This window comes from Vibrio sp. CDRSL-10 TSBA (assembly GCA_039696685.1).
Classification (GTDB): domain Bacteria; phylum Pseudomonadota; class Gammaproteobacteria; order Enterobacterales; family Vibrionaceae; genus Vibrio.
Genome location: CP155566.1, coordinates 245,263 through 261,460 on the forward strand (window position 1 = coordinate 245,263; position 16,198 = coordinate 261,460).

Below are 16,198 nucleotides of genomic sequence, written 5' to 3' on the forward strand. Positions count from 1 at the left end.
TAGTCACTGTCTTCTTTGATGCAGACAGTTTGGGTCACTTATCAGCGAGCTGAGGAACCCCATGGTTTACTCTTATACCGAGAAAAAGCGCATCCGTAAGGACTTTGGTACTCGTCCACAAGTTTTGGACATTCCATACCTGCTATCGATCCAGCTCGATTCGTTCGAAAAATTTATCGAACAGGATCCTGAAGGACAATACGGACTTGAAGCCGCTTTTCGTTCTGTATTTCCTATCCAGAGCTATAACGGCAATTCAGAGCTGCAATACGTTAGCTACCGTCTTGGTGAGCCAGTTTTTGACGTTAAAGAATGTCAAATCCGTGGTGTAACTTATTCAAAACCACTGCGCGTAAAACTGCGCCTGGTGATTTTTGATAAAGACGCGCCAGCAGGTACTGTCAAAGATATTAAAGAACAAGAAGTCTACATGGGTGAAATTCCACTCATGACAGAAAATGGTACCTTCGTAATCAATGGTACCGAGAGGGTTATCGTATCCCAGCTGCACCGAAGCCCAGGCGTGTTCTTCGACAGCGATAAGGGTAAGACCCACTCTTCTGGTAAAGTTCTATACAACGCGCGTGTAATTCCTTACCGCGGTTCATGGTTGGATTTCGAGTTCGATCCGAAGGACAACCTGTACGTACGTATTGACCGTCGTCGTAAACTGCCAGCCTCGATCATTCTGCGTGCGCTGGGTAAGACGTCAGAAGAAATCCTAGACCTATTCTTTGAGAAAATTAACTTCGAAGTTCAGGATCAGACTCTGAAAATGGAGCTGGTTCCAGAGCGTCTGCGCGGTGAAACTGCGTCGTTCGACATCGAAGCTGATGGCAAAGTGTATGTGGAAAAAGGCCGCCGCGTAACGGCTCGTCATATCCGTCAACTTGAAAAAGATGGCGTGACCTTTATCGAAGTACCGGTTGAGTACATCGTAGGTAAAGTGTCTTCGAAAGAGTACATCAACGAAGCCACTGGCGAAGTTATCGTGACTGCGAACCAGGAAATCAGCCTGGAGTCGCTGGCGAACCTGTCACAAGCCGGTTACAAAAAGCTAGAAGTTCTGTTTACGAACGATCTAGACCACGGTCCGTTCATGTCTGAAACGCTACGTATCGACAGCACAACTGACCGTATTTCGGCGCTGGTAGAAATCTACCGCATGATGCGCCCTGGCGAGCCGCCAACGAAAGAAGCGGCTGAAGCCCTGTTTGAAAGCCTATTCTTCTCTGAAGAAACGCTACGACCTGTCTACTGTAGGCCGTATGAAGTTCAACAGCTCTATCGAGCGTGCAGACGCCGGTGAGCAAGGCACTCTTGATGAAACAGACATCATCGAAGTGATGAAGAAGCTGATCGCGATCCGTAACGGCAAAGGCGAAGTGGACGATATCGACCACCTTGGCAACCGTCGTATCCGCTCAGTGGGCGAAATGGCAGAGAACCAGTTCCGTGTTGGTCTTGTACGTGTAGAACGCGCAGTGAAAGAACGCCTGAGCCTGGGCGATCTGGACAACGTGATGCCACAAGATCTGATCAACGCGAAACCTATTTCTGCTGCTGTTAAAGAATTCTTTGGTTCTTCACAGCTGTCTCAGTTTATGGATCAGAACAACCCGCTGTCAGAAGTTACGCACAAACGTCGTATTTCTGCCCTGGGTCCTGGTGGTCTGACTCGTGAGCGTGCTGGCTTTGAAGTTCGAGACGTACACGTGACCCACTACGGTCGTCTGTGTCCTATCGAAACGCCTGAAGGTCCAAACATCGGTCTGATCAACTCGCTGTCTGCGTTCGCACGCTGCAACGAGTACGGTTTCCTGGAAACCCCATACCGTCGTGTGGTTGACGGCATCGTAACGGATGAAGTGGATTACCTGTCTGCTATCGAAGAAGGTCAATTCGTTATCGCTCAGGCGAACGCGAAACTGACTGAAGAATCTAGCTTTGCTGATGAGCTGATCACTGCTCGTCAGAAAGGTGAATCTGGTCTTCACCCACGCGAACACATCAACTACATGGACGTTGCAACTAACCAGGTTGTATCGATCGCGGCATCGCTGATTCCATTCCTGGAACACGATGATGCGAACCGTGCATTGATGGGTGCGAACATGCAACGTCAGGCAGTACCGACTCTGAAAGCTGAAAAGCCTCTGGTAGGTACCGGTATTGAACGTAACGTAGCGGTAGACTCAGGTGTAACTGCAGTCGCTAAACGTGGCGGTATGATCCAGTCTGTTGATGCTTCTCGTATCGTGGTTAAAGTGAACGAAGAAGAGTTGATCCCTGGCGAAGCGGGTATCGATATCTACAATCTGACTAAGTACACCCGTTCGAACCAGAACACTTGTATCAACCAGCGTCCGTGTGTGATGCCGGGTGAACCTGTGGCTCGCGGCGACGTACTGGCAGACGGTCCTTCAACTGACCTTGGCGAACTGGCACTAGGCCAGAACATGCGTATCGCATTCATGCCTTGGAACGGTTACAACTTTGAGGACTCGATCCTGGTATCTGAGCGTGTTGTTCAAGACGACCGCTTTACCACAATCCACATTCAAGAGCTGTCTTGTGTGGCGCGTGATACCAAGCTGGGTGCTGAAGAAATCACTGCGGATATTCCAAACGTAGGTGAAGCAGCGCTGTCTAAGCTGGATGAGTCAGGTATCGTTTACATCGGTGCTGAAGTTAAGGGTGGCGACATCCTGGTTGGTAAAGTAACACCAAAAGGTGAAACTCAGCTGACCCCTGAAGAGAAACTGCTGCGTGCAATCTTCGGTGAAAAAGCGTCTGACGTTAAAGATACTTCTCTGCGTGTACCTAACTCGGTTGCAGGTACGGTTATCGACGTACAAGTCTTCACTCGCGATGGCGTAGAGAAAGACAAGCGTGCGCTTGAAATCGAACAGATGCAGCTGAAAGAAGCGAAGAAAGACCTGACCGAAGAATTCCAGATCCTGGAAGGCGGTCTGCTGGCTCGTGTTCGTTCACTGCTGCTGGCCGGCGGTTACAGCGAAGCGAAGCTGGATTCTATCGAGCGCAAACAGTGGCTGGAACAGACACTGGAAAACGATGAACTGCAAACTCAGCTGGAACAGCTGGCTGAACAGTACGACGAGCTGAAAGCTGACTTCGACAAGAAATTCGAAACCAAGCGTCGCAAGATCACCCAAGGTGATGACCTTGCACCTGGCGTTCTGAAGATCGTTAAAGTGTACCTGGCAGTGAAACGCCGCATCCAACCGGGTGATAAGATGGCGGGTCGTCACGGTAACAAAGGTGTAATCTCTAAGATTAACCCTGTTGAAGACATGCCATACGATGAAAAAGGTCAGCCTGTTGACATCGTACTGAACCCGCTGGGTGTACCATCGCGTATGAACATCGGTCAGATCCTGGAAGTTCACTTAGGTCTGGCTGCGAAAGGTATCGGTGACAAGATCAACCAGATGCTGAAGGAACAACAAGAGCTGGCTAAACAGCGTGAGTTCCTGCAGAAGGTTTACGATCTGGGTAATACCCGTCAGGTTGTCGATATTGCTGCGCTGTCTGATGACGAAGTGCGTACGCTGGTGAACAACCTGCGTAGTGGTCTGCCAATTGCGACTCCAGTTTTCGACGGTGCGAACGAAGCATCGATCAAAGAACTGCTGAAACTGGGTGATCTGCCAGAATCTGGTCAGCTGACTCTGTTTGATGGTCGTACTGGTGATGCGTTTGAGCGTCCTGTAACTGTTGGTTACATGTACATGCTGAAACTGAACCACCTTGTTGATGACAAGATGCACGCTCGTTCAACCGGTTCTTACAGCCTGGTTACTCAGCAACCGCTGGGTGGTAAAGCTCAGTTCGGTGGTCAGCGTTTCGGTGAGATGGAAGTATGGGCACTGGAAGCATACGGTGCGGCTTACACCCTGCAAGAAATGCTAACCGTTAAGTCGGATGACGTTAACGGCCGTACGAAGATGTATAAGAACATCGTCGACGGAAACCACTCGATGGAACCTGGTATGCCAGAATCGTTCAACGTACTGTTGAAAGAGATTCGCTCGCTGGGTATCAACATCGAGCTAGAAGACGAAGAGTAAACCTTAAGGTTCCCCGCATGGGGAACCTAACCGGTTTTCTGGTAGGAAGGTGCTCGCTAGTTCACGCGGCGAGCTCCTTTTAACTCCTTACAGGAGCTGATTGTGAAAGACTTATTAAACTTTCTGAAAGCACAGCATAAGACCGAAGAATTTGATGCAATCAAAATCGGTCTGTCTTCACCGGACATGATTCGTTCATGGTCTTTTGGTGAAGTAAAGAAACCTGAGACCATCAACTATCGTACGTTCAAACCTGAGCGCGATGGTCTGTTCTGTGCGCGTATCTTTGGTCCGGTAAAAGACTACGAATGTCTTTGTGGTAAATATAAACGCCTGAAACACCGCGGAGTTATCTGTGAGAAGTGTGGCGTTGAAGTTACTCAGACTAAAGTTCGTCGTGACCGTATGGGCCACATTGAACTGGCGTCACCAGTAGCTCACATCTGGTTCCTGAAATCACTGCCATCTCGCATCGGTTTGCTGATGGACATGCCACTACGTGATATCGAGCGCGTACTGTACTTTGAAATGTACGTAGTGACAGAACCAGGTATGACTGACCTGGAACGTGGTCAGATGCTGACAGAAGAAGAGTACCTGGATCGCCTGGAAGAGTGGGGCGACGAGTTCTCTGCGAAAATGGGTGCGGAAGCGATCAAAGATCTGCTGACCTCTATGGATCTGCAAGCGGAAGCTGAGCAGATGCGCGAAGAGCTGGATACCACTAACTCTGAAACTAAACGCAAGAAAGTTACCAAGCGTCTGAAGCTGGTTGAAGCGTTCGTCTCATCAGGTAACAAACCTGAGTGGATGATCCTGACTGTGCTTCCGGTACTTCCGCCGGATCTACGTCCGCTGGTACCGCTGGATGGCGGTCGCTTTGCGACTTCAGATCTGAACGATCTATACCGTCGTGTGATCAACCGTAACAACCGTTTGAAGCGTCTGCTAGAGCTTGCTGCTCCGGACATCATCGTACGTAACGAAAAACGTATGCTGCAAGAGTCTGTTGATGCGCTGCTGGACAACGGTCGTCGTGGTCGTGCGATCACAGGTTCGAACAAACGTCCTCTGAAATCTCTTGCTGATATGATCAAGGGTAAACAGGGTCGTTTCCGTCAGAACCTGCTAGGTAAACGTGTAGACTACTCAGGCCGTTCTGTAATCACAGTAGGTCCTTACCTGCGTCTGCACCAGTGTGGTCTTCCTAAGAAGATGGCACTAGAGCTGTTTAAACCATTCATCTACAGCAAGCTGGAAACTCGTGGCCTGGCGACGACTATCAAAGCAGCTAAGAAGATGGTAGAGCGTGAAGAAGCGGTAGTATGGGATATCCTGGATGAAGTTATCCGTGAACACCCAGTACTGCTGAACCGTGCACCAACACTGCACCGTCTGGGTATCCAGGCGTTCGAACCTGTGCTGATCGAAGGTAAAGCGATTCAGCTGCACCCACTGGTGTGTGCGGCATATAACGCGGACTTCGATGGTGACCAGATGGCGGTACACGTACCTCTGACTCTGGAAGCTCAGCTGGAAGCTCGTACTCTGATGATGTCGACTAACAACATTCTGTCGCCAGCATCAGGTGATCCGATCATCGTACCTTCTCAGGACGTTGTATTGGGTCTGTACTACATGACCCGTGAAAAAGTGAACGCACTGGGTGAAGGCATGTACCTGGCTGGCCCGAAAGAGGCTGAGAAGGCATACCGCACTAAGACTGCTGCACTGCACGCACGCGTAAAAGTACGTATTACTGAAACAGTTGTTGACGAAGACGGTAACAGCACGACAGAAACCAAGATGGTTGATACCACTGTGGGTCGTGCAATGTTGTGGCAAATCGTACCGAAAGGTCTGCCATTCAGCATCGTTAACCAAAAGCTGGGCAAGAAGCAGATTTCTAGCCTGCTGAACGAGGCGTACCGTAAACTGGGTCTGAAAGACACCGTAATCTTCGCTGACCAAATCATGTATACCGGTTTTGCATACGCGGCACTGTCAGGTGTTTCTGTAGGTATCGACGATATGGTTGTACCACCTGCGAAATACACTGAGATCGCAGAAGCAGAAGAAGAAGTACGTGAGATTCAGGAACAGTTCCAGTCTGGTCTGGTAACAGCCGGCGAACGCTACAACAAAGTGATCGATATCTGGGCATCGACCAACGATCGCGTTGCGAAAGCGATGATGGAAAACCTGTCTTCTGAACTGGTTTCTGAACCGTGATGGCGAAGAAGAGAAACAAGAGTCGTTCAACAGCATCTATATGATGGCCGACTCAGGTGCTCGTGGTTCTGCAGCGCAGATTCGTCAGCTGGCTGGTATGCGTGGTCTGATGGCTCGTCCGGATGGCTCAATCATCGAAACGCCAATCACTGCGAACTTTAAAGAAGGTCTGAACGTACTTCAGTACTTTATCTCAACGCACGGTGCTCGTAAGGGTCTTGCGGATACGGCACTGAAAACAGCGAACTCGGGTTACCTGACTCGTCGTCTGGTAGACGTTGCACAAGACGTTGTGGTTACTGAACACGACTGTGGCACCGTTGAAGGCGTTGAAATGATGCCTCACATCGAAGGTGGTGACGTTAAAGTTGCCCTGACTGAGCTGGCTCTGGGTCGTGTGGTTGCAGAAGACATTCTGAAACCAGGTACTGAAGAAGTACTGATCCCGCGTAACACGCTGATCGACGAAAAATGGTGTCAAATCATGGAAGAGAATTCCGTGGACAACATTAAAGTACGTTCAGTAGTAACTTGTGATTCAGACTTCGGTTGTTGTTCACTATGTTACGGTCGTGACCTGGCTCGTGGTCACCTGGTTAACCAAGGCGAAGCGGTTGGTGTTATCGCGGCTCAGTCAATCGGTGAACCTGGTACACAGCTGACGATGCGTACGTTCCACATCGGTGGTGCGGCATCGACAGCAGCAGCTGAGAACAGCATCCAGGCGAAGAACAAAGGTTCGGTTAAACTGCATAACGCGAAATTCGTTATCAACAAAGACAGCAAGCTGGTGATCACTTCGCGTGCATCTGAGCTGACTATCATTGACGAATTTGGCCGTACCAAAGAGAAACACAAACTGCCATACGGCTCGCTGCTGAGCAAAGCAGACGGCGATGCGGTAGATACCGGCGAAACCGTTGCTAACTGGGAAGCGCACACACTGCCAATCATCACTGAAGTGGCAGGTCGTATCCAGTTCGTTGACATGATCGACGGTGTGACTGTTTCTCGTCAGACTGATGATCTGACTGGTCTGTCTTCAAGTGAAGTTACTGATCCAGCAGCTCGTCCGTCAGCAGGTAAAGATATGCGTCCGGCTATCAAACTGGTTGATGCTAACGGCAATGACGTTATGATCCCAGGTACAGATATGCCAGCGCAGTACTTCCTGCCAGGTAAAGCGATCGTTAACATTGACGATGGTGCAGAAGTAAGCGTCGGTGACACACTGGCTCGTATCCCGCAGAAATCTGGCGGTAACCGAGACATCACCGGTGGTCTGCCTCGCGTAGCTGACCTGTTCGAAGCCCGTAAGCCGAAAGAGCCTGCGATCCTGGCTGAACATACAGGTACGGTATCGTACGGTAAAGAGACCAAAGGTAAGCGTCGTCTGATCATCACTCGCGACAGCGGTGAGACTTACGAAGAGATGATTCCTAAGCATCGTCAGCTGAACGTGTTCGAAGGTGAGCGCGTTGAACGTGGTGACGTTATCGCGGATGGTCCAGAGTCTCCACATGACATTCTGCGCCTACGTGGTATCCACGCAGTAACGACTTACATCGCCAACGAAGTTCAGGAAGTATACCGTCTGCAAGGCGTTAAGATTAACGATAAGCACATTGAGACTATCGTTCGTCAGATGCTACGTAAGTGTACTATTACTCATGCAGGTGACTCTGAGTTCCTGCCAGGTGAGCAAGTAGAATACGCACAAGTTAAGATTGCTAACCGTAATCTTGAAGCAGAAGGTAAAGAACCTGCACGTATCGAACGCGAACTGCTGGGTATTACCAAAGCGTCTCTGGCAACAGAATCGTTCATCTCAGCCGCATCGTTCCAGGAAACGACGCGCGTACTGACTGAAGCAGCGGTATCTGGTAAGCGTGATGATCTGCGCGGCCTGAAAGAGAACGTGATCGTGGGTCGTCTGATCCCTGCGGGTACTGGTTTTGCGTATCACCAAGAGCGTCAGTCTCAGCGTGATGCACAAAAAGAAGGTCCTTCAGCTGAACAAGCGACTGACAATCTGGCCGCTCTGCTGAACGCAGGCTTCTCTGCTGACGAATAATCGTATATCAGTATGAAAAAAGGCACCTTCGGGTGCCTTTTTTATTGCTTGGAATTACGGTGCTAATTTGTGATGACTGAATCAACTTATGCTGCCTCAGCAGCGCGTAGCTAAGTTGTCTGTTTCTCTTTATTAACGCTATCTATACGCCTTTATAGCCGCAACCGCCACGCTGGTGGTTGGTATCGGATCTGGTGCCTCGGCACCCGGATGGCTGTTAGCGCCCGCGAAGGCTAAGCTCCAGGCGGGATCGACAGACTGTCTGCAATCAATTGGATCAATTGGTCTTCGGTTTCAAAGCGTGATTCTAAAAGTTCTCCCACTTCAGACAAATCATCATCCAGGGTTTCCATATCATCATCTTCACTGACGTCAGCGTAGCGATCATTGAAGTTGAGCAGGGGATCGGTGGTTTCGACGATTTCAGCATAAGTCTGGTTGATTTCGTCGGTAGCGTGAAAGCCGGTGGCCTGCCACTTGTTCATCACCATGTCGTAGATTTTGAAATGGCCTTCAGAAATGTAATCGACGAGCTCTTCGCAGAAAAACTTCAGTTCGTCGGGAGAGGGGAGTTCAGTGACAGCAGCTTTTGTTGCGCAGGGTTGCAGCGCTGCCAGTTTGCAGTATTCCACGATCAGTTGCTGCCTCTTATTGAGCCAGTGATCGATGACGTCACTTGAGCCGCCCCACTGTTTCTTGCGTTGTTTTGAATTTTTTTAGCATGACCATGCCCTCATGATCGGATCATTAACGATGATCTATCCTTTGCCTATTTGTTATTGCGGTACAGTACAACTTATCATCCCTAAGAGGTTGAATAGATTTAAAATCAAATCCGTACAAACTCTGGTATGAAGTTAGATTGCCAGTAAAATGTACAGACTGCAAGCAAACAGGAGTGAGCATGTTAAAAAACAGTGACGCGAAAAACGCTTATTGGTGCGTTGTTTCAGGGAGTGAGATCTGGACCGTGGACGGGACCCTGCCTTTTGGTTCGGCCGATCAGTGGGATCTGCCAACTCAGGGTGCGATCGAGATCGATCGTTATCAGGATGCGCCGGTCTACTGGCTCAATGCCGCGGATCTGGACCGGGATCTTGAGTTGGTATCACTGCGTGACATGCTGCAACTGCCGGAGGCGATTTTCCTGCTGGCCAGCAAAGCGATTCAGTATGGCCATATGAGCCAAAGTATGCGCTTTTGCCCGCAGTGCGGCGGGCGTAATTATCTCAATCATCGTGATATGGCAATGCAGTGTCATGACTGCCGTACGTTGCACTATCCGCGTATTTTCCCGTGTATTATCGTTGCGGTACGTCGTGAGCAGCACATCCTGCTGGCTCAGCATGCCCGTCACCGCTCAGGCATGTACACTGTGATTGCCGGGTTTCTCGAAGTGGGTGAGACACTTGAGCAGTGCGTGGCGCGGGAAATCAAAGAAGAAACCGGGATTGATGTGCACAATATCCGTTATTTCGGCAGCCAGCCATGGGCTTTCCCATCCAGTATGATGATGGGTTTTGTGGCCGACTATAAAGCGGGAGAGGTGAAACCGGACTACACCGAGCTGTGTGACGCCAAATGGTTTACTCCGCAGACAATGCCGCCGGTCGCGCCGAAGGGCACGATCGCCCGTGAACTGATAGAGCACACCCTGAGTGAAATCAAGCGTGATTACCCGGATGCTTAAAGCGTGGGCCGTGAACGGACAGCTAAAAAAAACCCTCCGTTTCGGGAGGGGGTAAGTAAGATGTCGTTATGAGATGCTGAGTATCAAATACCCAGTTATAGTTGTAGTTTTCGCTAGCGAACAAATTTGTAACATTGAATAACATCGTACGCAAATTAAGCAATGATTTAATACTTAATAACATGATCCAGGTTGCAAAGCTCCTCGTTACCTGGTGGCAATCAATGTTAGAATACGCCTCATTGCGATGATGTAACCATCAAACCATAAGCCTAAATAGAAGTGGAATACGGAATGACAGAATTAAAAAACGACCGCTATCTGCGCGCACTGCTCAAGCAGCCAGTTGATTGCACCCCGGTATGGATGATGCGCCAGGCTGGACGCTATCTGCCAGAATACCGCGCAACACGTGCGCAAGCGGGCGACTTTATGGCACTGTGCCGTAATGCCGAGTTGGCTTCAGAAGTGACTCTGCAGCCATTGCGTCGCTTCCCGCTCGATGCCGCCATTCTGTTTTCAGATATTCTGACTATTCCGGATGCAATGGGCCTTGGCCTGCGTTTTGCGGCCGGAGAAGGTCCGGTATTTGATCGCCCGATTACCTGTAAAGCCGATGTCGATAAAATTGGTCTGCCGGATCCGGAAGGCGAGCTGCAGTATGTGATGAATGCGGTCCGTCAGATCCGTAAAGACCTGCAGGGTGAAGTACCGCTGATCGGCTTCTCCGGCAGCCCGTGGACGCTGGCGACTTACATGGTTGAAGGCGGCAGCTCAAAAGCTTTCACCAAGATTAAGAAAATGATGTATGCCGAGCCGGCCACCCTGCACCTGTTGCTGGATAAACTGGCGGACAGCGTGATCGAGTACCTGAATGCGCAAATCAAAGCCGGTGCGCAGTCGGTGATGGTATTTGATACCTGGGGCGGCGTACTGACTCCGCGTGATTACAACCTGTTCTCACTGCAGTACATGCACAAGATTGTCGATGGTCTGATCCGTGAAAACGACGGCCGCCGCGTGCCGGTGACTCTGTTCACTAAAAACGGTGGTATGTGGCTGGAACAGATCGCTGCGACCGGTTGTGATGCGGTGGGTCTCGACTGGACCATCAATATTGCTGACGCTAAAGCGCGCATTGGCGATAAAGTGGCTCTGCAGGGCAATATGGATCCGTCGATGCTGTACGCTCAGCCGGAGCGAATTCGTGAAGAGGTCGCGTCAATTCTGCAAGGCTTTGGCGAGGGTGGTACCGGCCACGTCTTCAACCTTGGCCACGGTATCCACCTGGACGTGCCGCCTGAGAATGCGGGTGTGTTTGTTGAAGCGGTCCACGAACTGTCGAAGCCGTATCACAAGTAACTTTGTAGTTTATGAATATAAGCGCTCGAATCAGGGCGCTTTTTTTTGCTCTGTTCCGGCTCTGCGTGTGTGTGATCATGCCGCAGAGCATGACTTGGGTATATACTTCACTTAATAAGGAAGGAGTGTGACCGCCAGATGAAAACAAGAGACAGAATTGTCCATGCCGCACTGGAGCTGTTCAATGAGCATGGCGAACGCCCGATGACCACTAATCATATTGCTGCGCACATAGAGATAAGCCCGGGTAATCTCTACTACCATTTTCGCAATAAGCAGGAGATCGTGCGGGAGATTTTTGCCCTCTACTCGACCGAGTTATTAGAGCGCTTTAAACCTTTGCAGGGGCAGTACGAAACCTTGACTCTGCTTAAGCATTATCTCGATTCGATTTTCACCCTGATGTGGAAATACCGTTTTTTCTACGCCAATTTGCCGGAAATTCTCCAGCGTGACGAAGAGTTGCATCAGGATTACATCCGGGTACAGGAAAAGTTGCAGGCTAACCTGGTTAACATCATGCAGGCCTTTGTTGACATGCAGCTCCTTGACCTCAACAAGGAAGAGATGAAACAGCTGGTTACGACCCTGCACCTGATTGCCTGCAGCTGGCTGGCTTATCAGGCAGCCATGTCACCTAAAACCGACATCACCGAGCAGATTATCCATCAGGGCATGCTGCAGATTATCTCGGTGATGAAACCGAACGCGACCGAGCAGGGCGTGGAGCAGTTGCAATTACTGGCCGATGGCGTCAGGGCAATGCATGCCTAAAAGGGATGACATATAACCTTTCATTCTTAGGCTGGTGGCGCGGATACTGATAATTTCCCATGTTAATACAAGGAATTAAAAGTAACCTTCATTATGCATTATGACGTGTTCAATGGTGATGCCGACGGCATCATCGCTCTGCTTCAGTTACGCCTCGCGACCCCGCTCGACAGCCAGTTGGTGACCGGGGTCAAACGCGATATTCAACTGCTCGCTAAAGTGCCTTTCCAGGCCGGCGACAGTCTGACGGTGCTGGATGTATCGATGGCAAAAAACAGCGCCGCGTTACAACAGGCACTCGCTGCCGGTGTGCGTGTGTTTTACGCCGATCACCACCAGGCCGGTGATATCCCTCAGCATGATAATCTGCAAGCGCATATCAATCTGGATGCTAACATGTGCACGGCTTTGATAGTCGATGAGCTGCTGCAGGGCCGGTACCACGACTGGGCGATCACGGCGGCTTACGGCGATAATTTGCTTAAGGTGGCTGATGGGCTGGCGGCTAAAGCCGGGCTGAGTGCGCCTCAGGCTGAGCAGCTTAAAGAGCTCGGCACCCTGATTAACTATAACGGATATGGCAAAACCACCGCTGATCTGCACTACCATCCGGCTGATTTGTTGCGCGCCCTGAGTGGATATTCTTCACCATTTGAGGTGATTGCCGATCCGGACTCGGCCTATCATGTTCTGAAAGCCGCTTACGAGCGCGATATTGCCCACGCTCTGTCGTTGGAGGCTGTGCATCAAAGCCCGCTGCTGCGTGTGTTTGAACTGCCGGATGAGTCCGCCTCCCATCGTGTCAGCGGAGTGTACGGTAATCTGCTGGCCAATCAGCAGCCTGAGCAGGCCCATCTGGTGCTGACCGAAGCCGATCAACACCATTTCACCGTGTCACTGCGTGCGCCGCTCAGCAACAAGCAGGGCGCGGGGACACTGTGTGCACAGTTTGAGACCGGTGGCGGGCGTGAAGCGGCGGCCGGGATTAATCTGCTGCCGAAGCAGGACCTGACGCGCTTGATTGAAACTGTCGAAGCTTATTATGGTTGAGCTGTGCATGGTTAAGGTATCGATGGTTATTAAGCTATAGCTAATCAGCACCACAGCGCGATGAAACAACAAAGGCCACTTATGAAGTGGCCTTTGAACTATATAGCGGATAGTCAACAGGAGTGGCGTTAACGACTCAGCCAGTTACGCGGGTTTCTCAGCTTTACTGTTGCGGCGGATCTCAAAATAGAGCGCCGGACGGCTTTGACCACCGGTATCGCCGGCCAGAGCCAGGGTTTCGCCGGCCGTGACTTTGTCGCCCTCTTTTTTCATCAGTGACTGGTTGAATCCATACAACGTCATATCTCCTTTGCCGTGATCGAGCAGTACCACCAGGCCGTAACCCCGCAGGTACTCGGCAAAGACCACGGTGCCCGGATAAACCGCTTTGACCGCCTGACCATAATTGGCATCGATCACCATGCCTTTCCAATCAATTTGTCCGGTCTGGCGCTCTCCAAAATTATGCAGTACTTGTCCTTTCAGCGGCCACGGAAGCTTGCCGCGCTGCTGGCTGATCCCATTCATAGGTACCGCATTGCGTTTGGCGGCTTTGGCGATCTCGGCTTTCAGGCGGGTTTCATTACGCTGCAGCTCCGCCAGGTACACTTTATCACCGGAAATACTCTGTTGAATTTTGCCCAGGGTTTTACGGCGGTCAGTCTGGGTGTTGGCCAGCTGGTCACGTTTACGGGTTTGCTCTTCCAGCAGAGATTCGATTTGATCCCGTTCCAGTGTCAGCTGGTGGTCGCTGTCATCCAGTGCCTTGCGAGTCTGCTGTAATTCTTCAATCGTTTCACTGCGCGCTTTGGCCAGGTGCTGATAATACTGGCTGATGCGATCTTGCTGCGCGCTGTTGTTAAAGACATCACCCGCTGAACTGGCACGCTGAGTGACATAATAGGTTTCAAGCAGTTCGGCCAGCTTGTCGGCCTGCTGCTTACGCTGGGTTTCCAGCCGGGCAATTTTTTCCTGCAGGCGGGCAATATTCGCATTGGCTTGCGCAAGCTGGTTTTTACTGGACTTGATCTGATTCTCCAGCGTGGAAATATCCAGTTCCTGCTGTTTCAATGACTTTTGCAGCTGATCGAGCTCTTTCTGCCGCGTCGACAGGGATTGTTGCTGGCGGGAAATCTCGTTCTTTACCCCTTTCAGCTCCTGTTGCGATGCGGCCTGCGTCGCAAGCGGCAGACTGCCGGCACCGATGACCAGCAGCCACAGACCGAAGCGGGCGCGGGAAGCCATTTTGCAAGTGAATAACGTCATGTTTTTACAATAATCGTAATGGGCCTTGAAGCTGCCAGTATACCTAATGGTGCGTATGGCAGGTAAAAAGTTTGTCATTGTTCGGCGGCGGGCACAAAAAGGCGAAAAAAAACCCCGATAAATCCTGTCTTTCCTACACAAATCCCTCGATGAAAGTTGAGGGATTTTTTTTTGAATTTTTGTCGATTTTTATGATCTCAACAAAAAACAAAGTGTTGAGGTAAAGTATGGTGTTTTTAACAGATGCAGAGCAATGGGCGACTGAGACTTTTTCACAAGCTAATCTCGGAGATCTTAGACGAACCAAACGTTTAGTTAAACTCACCGCATCTCTTGCTAATCACGTAGGGCAGTCTATTGTGCAATCTTTAAAATCTCCTTCTGACATTGAAGCCGCTTACCGTTTTACCCGCAATCACGCTATTGACTCTCAATCGATTGCAGAAGCAGGCTTTGCCGCAACGGCCGAAACTGGCTCAATCTTATGACTGTCTACTGGCTTTGGAAGATACAACCTCACTGGACTTTACCCATCGAACCGTCAGGGATGAAATGGGATATACCACCTCTAGGAAAAGCGCCAAAGGCATGCATGCTCACTCCGTGTTGCTGTTTGCTCCCGAGGAGAAGCAGGTTGTGGGGTTGATTGAGCAGGAGCGCTGGATAAGGGACATGAGCTTATATGGAAAGAAAGCTCAGCGAGGTAACCGAGCCTATGAAGAGAAGGAAAGCTTTAAATGGGAACGTGCGTCGAGAGCCATGGAAAAACGTCTCGGCTCAGTGATAGACAAGGTTATCTCCGTCTGTGACAGAGAAGCCGACATCATTGAATACCTGACCTATAAAATGACCAACCGACAACGCTTTGTCGTCCGATCGATGCAAAGCCGGTGCATCGAAGAGAGTACAGACAAGCTGTACTCATTTAGTGATGCCTTACAGCCCGCAGATGAAAGAAAAGTTCAGGTTAAGCAACGAGGAGGACGTAAAGCTCGAGAGGCTATCTGCGAAGTTCGATATGCCCCAATCACCATCAAAATGCCAGCAAACAAACGAGGTGAACCCGTCTCATTGTACTATGTGGGCTGTCAGGAAACGAATCACGAGCAGGCCCTTTGCTGGCATATTCTCACGTCAGAGCCAGTGTTGAGTAAAGAGGATGCTAAGCGTATCTTGGATTACTATGAAAAACGCTGGTTGATTGAGGAGTTCCACAAAGCCTGGAAAAGCGGAGGAACACAGGTTGAGGAGCTCCGTATGCAAAATAAAGAGAATTTAGAAAAGATGGTCGTCATCCTAGCGTTCATAGCCGTTCGTGTTCATCAACTGCGTTATCTTGGTCTGAACAAAAAAGAAGCGGAAAAACAGAGTTGTGAAACGCTCTTGAGTCCGGTTGCTTGGAAGCTACTTTGGTCAAAACAGGAAAAGACGCGCCCCCCTAAAAGAGCACCAAGTGTGTACTGGGCATACATCAATCTCGGCAAGCTCGCGGGATGGTATGACTCGAAACGTAATGGTCGTGTGGGTTGGGAGCGGTTATGGGAAGGATGGTTCTTATTACAAACCATCCTTGAAGGTTATCTGTTAGCCAAGTCTCTTGACCTATGAGATGTGATCAAGAGACAGGATAAATCGGGGTTTGATAACGGGTAAGTCAGG

Annotated in this window: 5 protein-coding genes and 4 pseudogenes; 7 read left to right on the forward strand and 2 right to left on the reverse strand. The window is 50.2% G+C overall.

Annotated elements, in window-relative coordinates:
- Positions 1 to 61: 61 nt before the first annotated feature.
- Both rpoB and rpoC read left to right on the forward strand, forming a co-directional pair.
- Positions 62 to 4,091, forward strand: a pseudogene (gene rpoB, locus ABDK09_08505) (DNA-directed RNA polymerase subunit beta).
- A 102-nt stretch (positions 4,092 to 4,193) separates the two neighbouring features.
- Positions 4,194 to 8,397 (forward strand): annotated as a pseudogene (gene rpoC, locus ABDK09_08510) (DNA-directed RNA polymerase subunit beta').
- A 233-nt stretch (positions 8,398 to 8,630) separates the two neighbouring features.
- Here rpoC and rsd read toward each other — a convergent pair.
- A pseudogene (rsd, locus tag ABDK09_08515) lies at positions 8,631 to 9,120 on the reverse strand (sigma D regulator).
- Positions 9,121 to 9,301: 181 nt separating this feature from the next.
- Between rsd and nudC the strand changes: the two are divergent.
- The 4 genes from nudC to ABDK09_08535 all read left to right on the forward strand — a co-directional run bounded on the left by nudC (position 9,302) and on the right by ABDK09_08535 (position 13,273).
- The gene (gene nudC / locus ABDK09_08520) at positions 9,302 to 10,087 is read left to right on the forward strand and encodes an NAD(+) diphosphatase (protein XAW89702.1); all 786 of its coding nucleotides are present in this window, start codon (positions 9,302 to 9,304) and stop codon (positions 10,085 to 10,087) included.
- 294 nt (positions 10,088 to 10,381) lie between these two features.
- Complete coding sequence (gene hemE / locus ABDK09_08525) at positions 10,382 to 11,449, forward strand: uroporphyrinogen decarboxylase (protein XAW89703.1); 1,068 nt, start codon at positions 10,382 to 10,384, stop codon at positions 11,447 to 11,449.
- Between the two features lie 138 nt (positions 11,450 to 11,587).
- Entirely contained in the window at positions 11,588 to 12,223 is a 636-nt protein-coding gene (locus tag ABDK09_08530; GenBank protein XAW89704.1) for a TetR/AcrR family transcriptional regulator, read from the forward strand.
- Between the two features lie 93 nt (positions 12,224 to 12,316).
- On the forward strand, positions 12,317 to 13,273 hold the full coding sequence (locus ABDK09_08535; GenBank protein XAW89705.1) for a DHH family phosphoesterase: 957 nt from the start codon (positions 12,317 to 12,319) through the stop codon (positions 13,271 to 13,273).
- A gap of 144 nt (positions 13,274 to 13,417) precedes the next feature.
- On the opposite strand, the gene ABDK09_08540 is transcribed toward ABDK09_08535, so the two are convergent.
- Complete coding sequence (locus ABDK09_08540) at positions 13,418 to 14,539, reverse strand: murein hydrolase activator EnvC (GenBank protein XAW89706.1); 1,122 nt, start codon at positions 14,537 to 14,539, stop codon at positions 13,418 to 13,420.
- A 227-nt stretch (positions 14,540 to 14,766) separates the two neighbouring features.
- On the opposite strand from ABDK09_08540, the pseudogene ABDK09_08545 reads away from it, so the two are divergent.
- A pseudogene (locus ABDK09_08545) lies at positions 14,767 to 16,147 on the forward strand (IS4 family transposase).
- Positions 16,148 to 16,198: the final 51 nt, after the last annotated feature.

Excerpts from the sequence above, each read along its gene's own strand:
- nudC (XAW89702.1), top strand. The coding sequence starts at position 9,302 with ATGTTAAAAAACAGTGACGCGAAAAACGCTTATTGGTGCGTTGTTTCA.
- ABDK09_08540 (XAW89706.1), bottom strand. The coding sequence starts at position 14,539 with ATGACGTTATTCACTTGCAAAATGGCTTCCCGCGCCCGCTTCGGTCTG.
- ABDK09_08530 (XAW89704.1), top strand. The coding sequence starts at position 11,588 with ATGAAAACAAGAGACAGAATTGTCCATGCCGCACTGGAGCTGTTCAAT.
- hemE (XAW89703.1), top strand. The coding sequence starts at position 10,382 with ATGACAGAATTAAAAAACGACCGCTATCTGCGCGCACTGCTCAAGCAG.
- ABDK09_08535 (XAW89705.1), top strand. The coding sequence starts at position 12,317 with ATGCATTATGACGTGTTCAATGGTGATGCCGACGGCATCATCGCTCTG.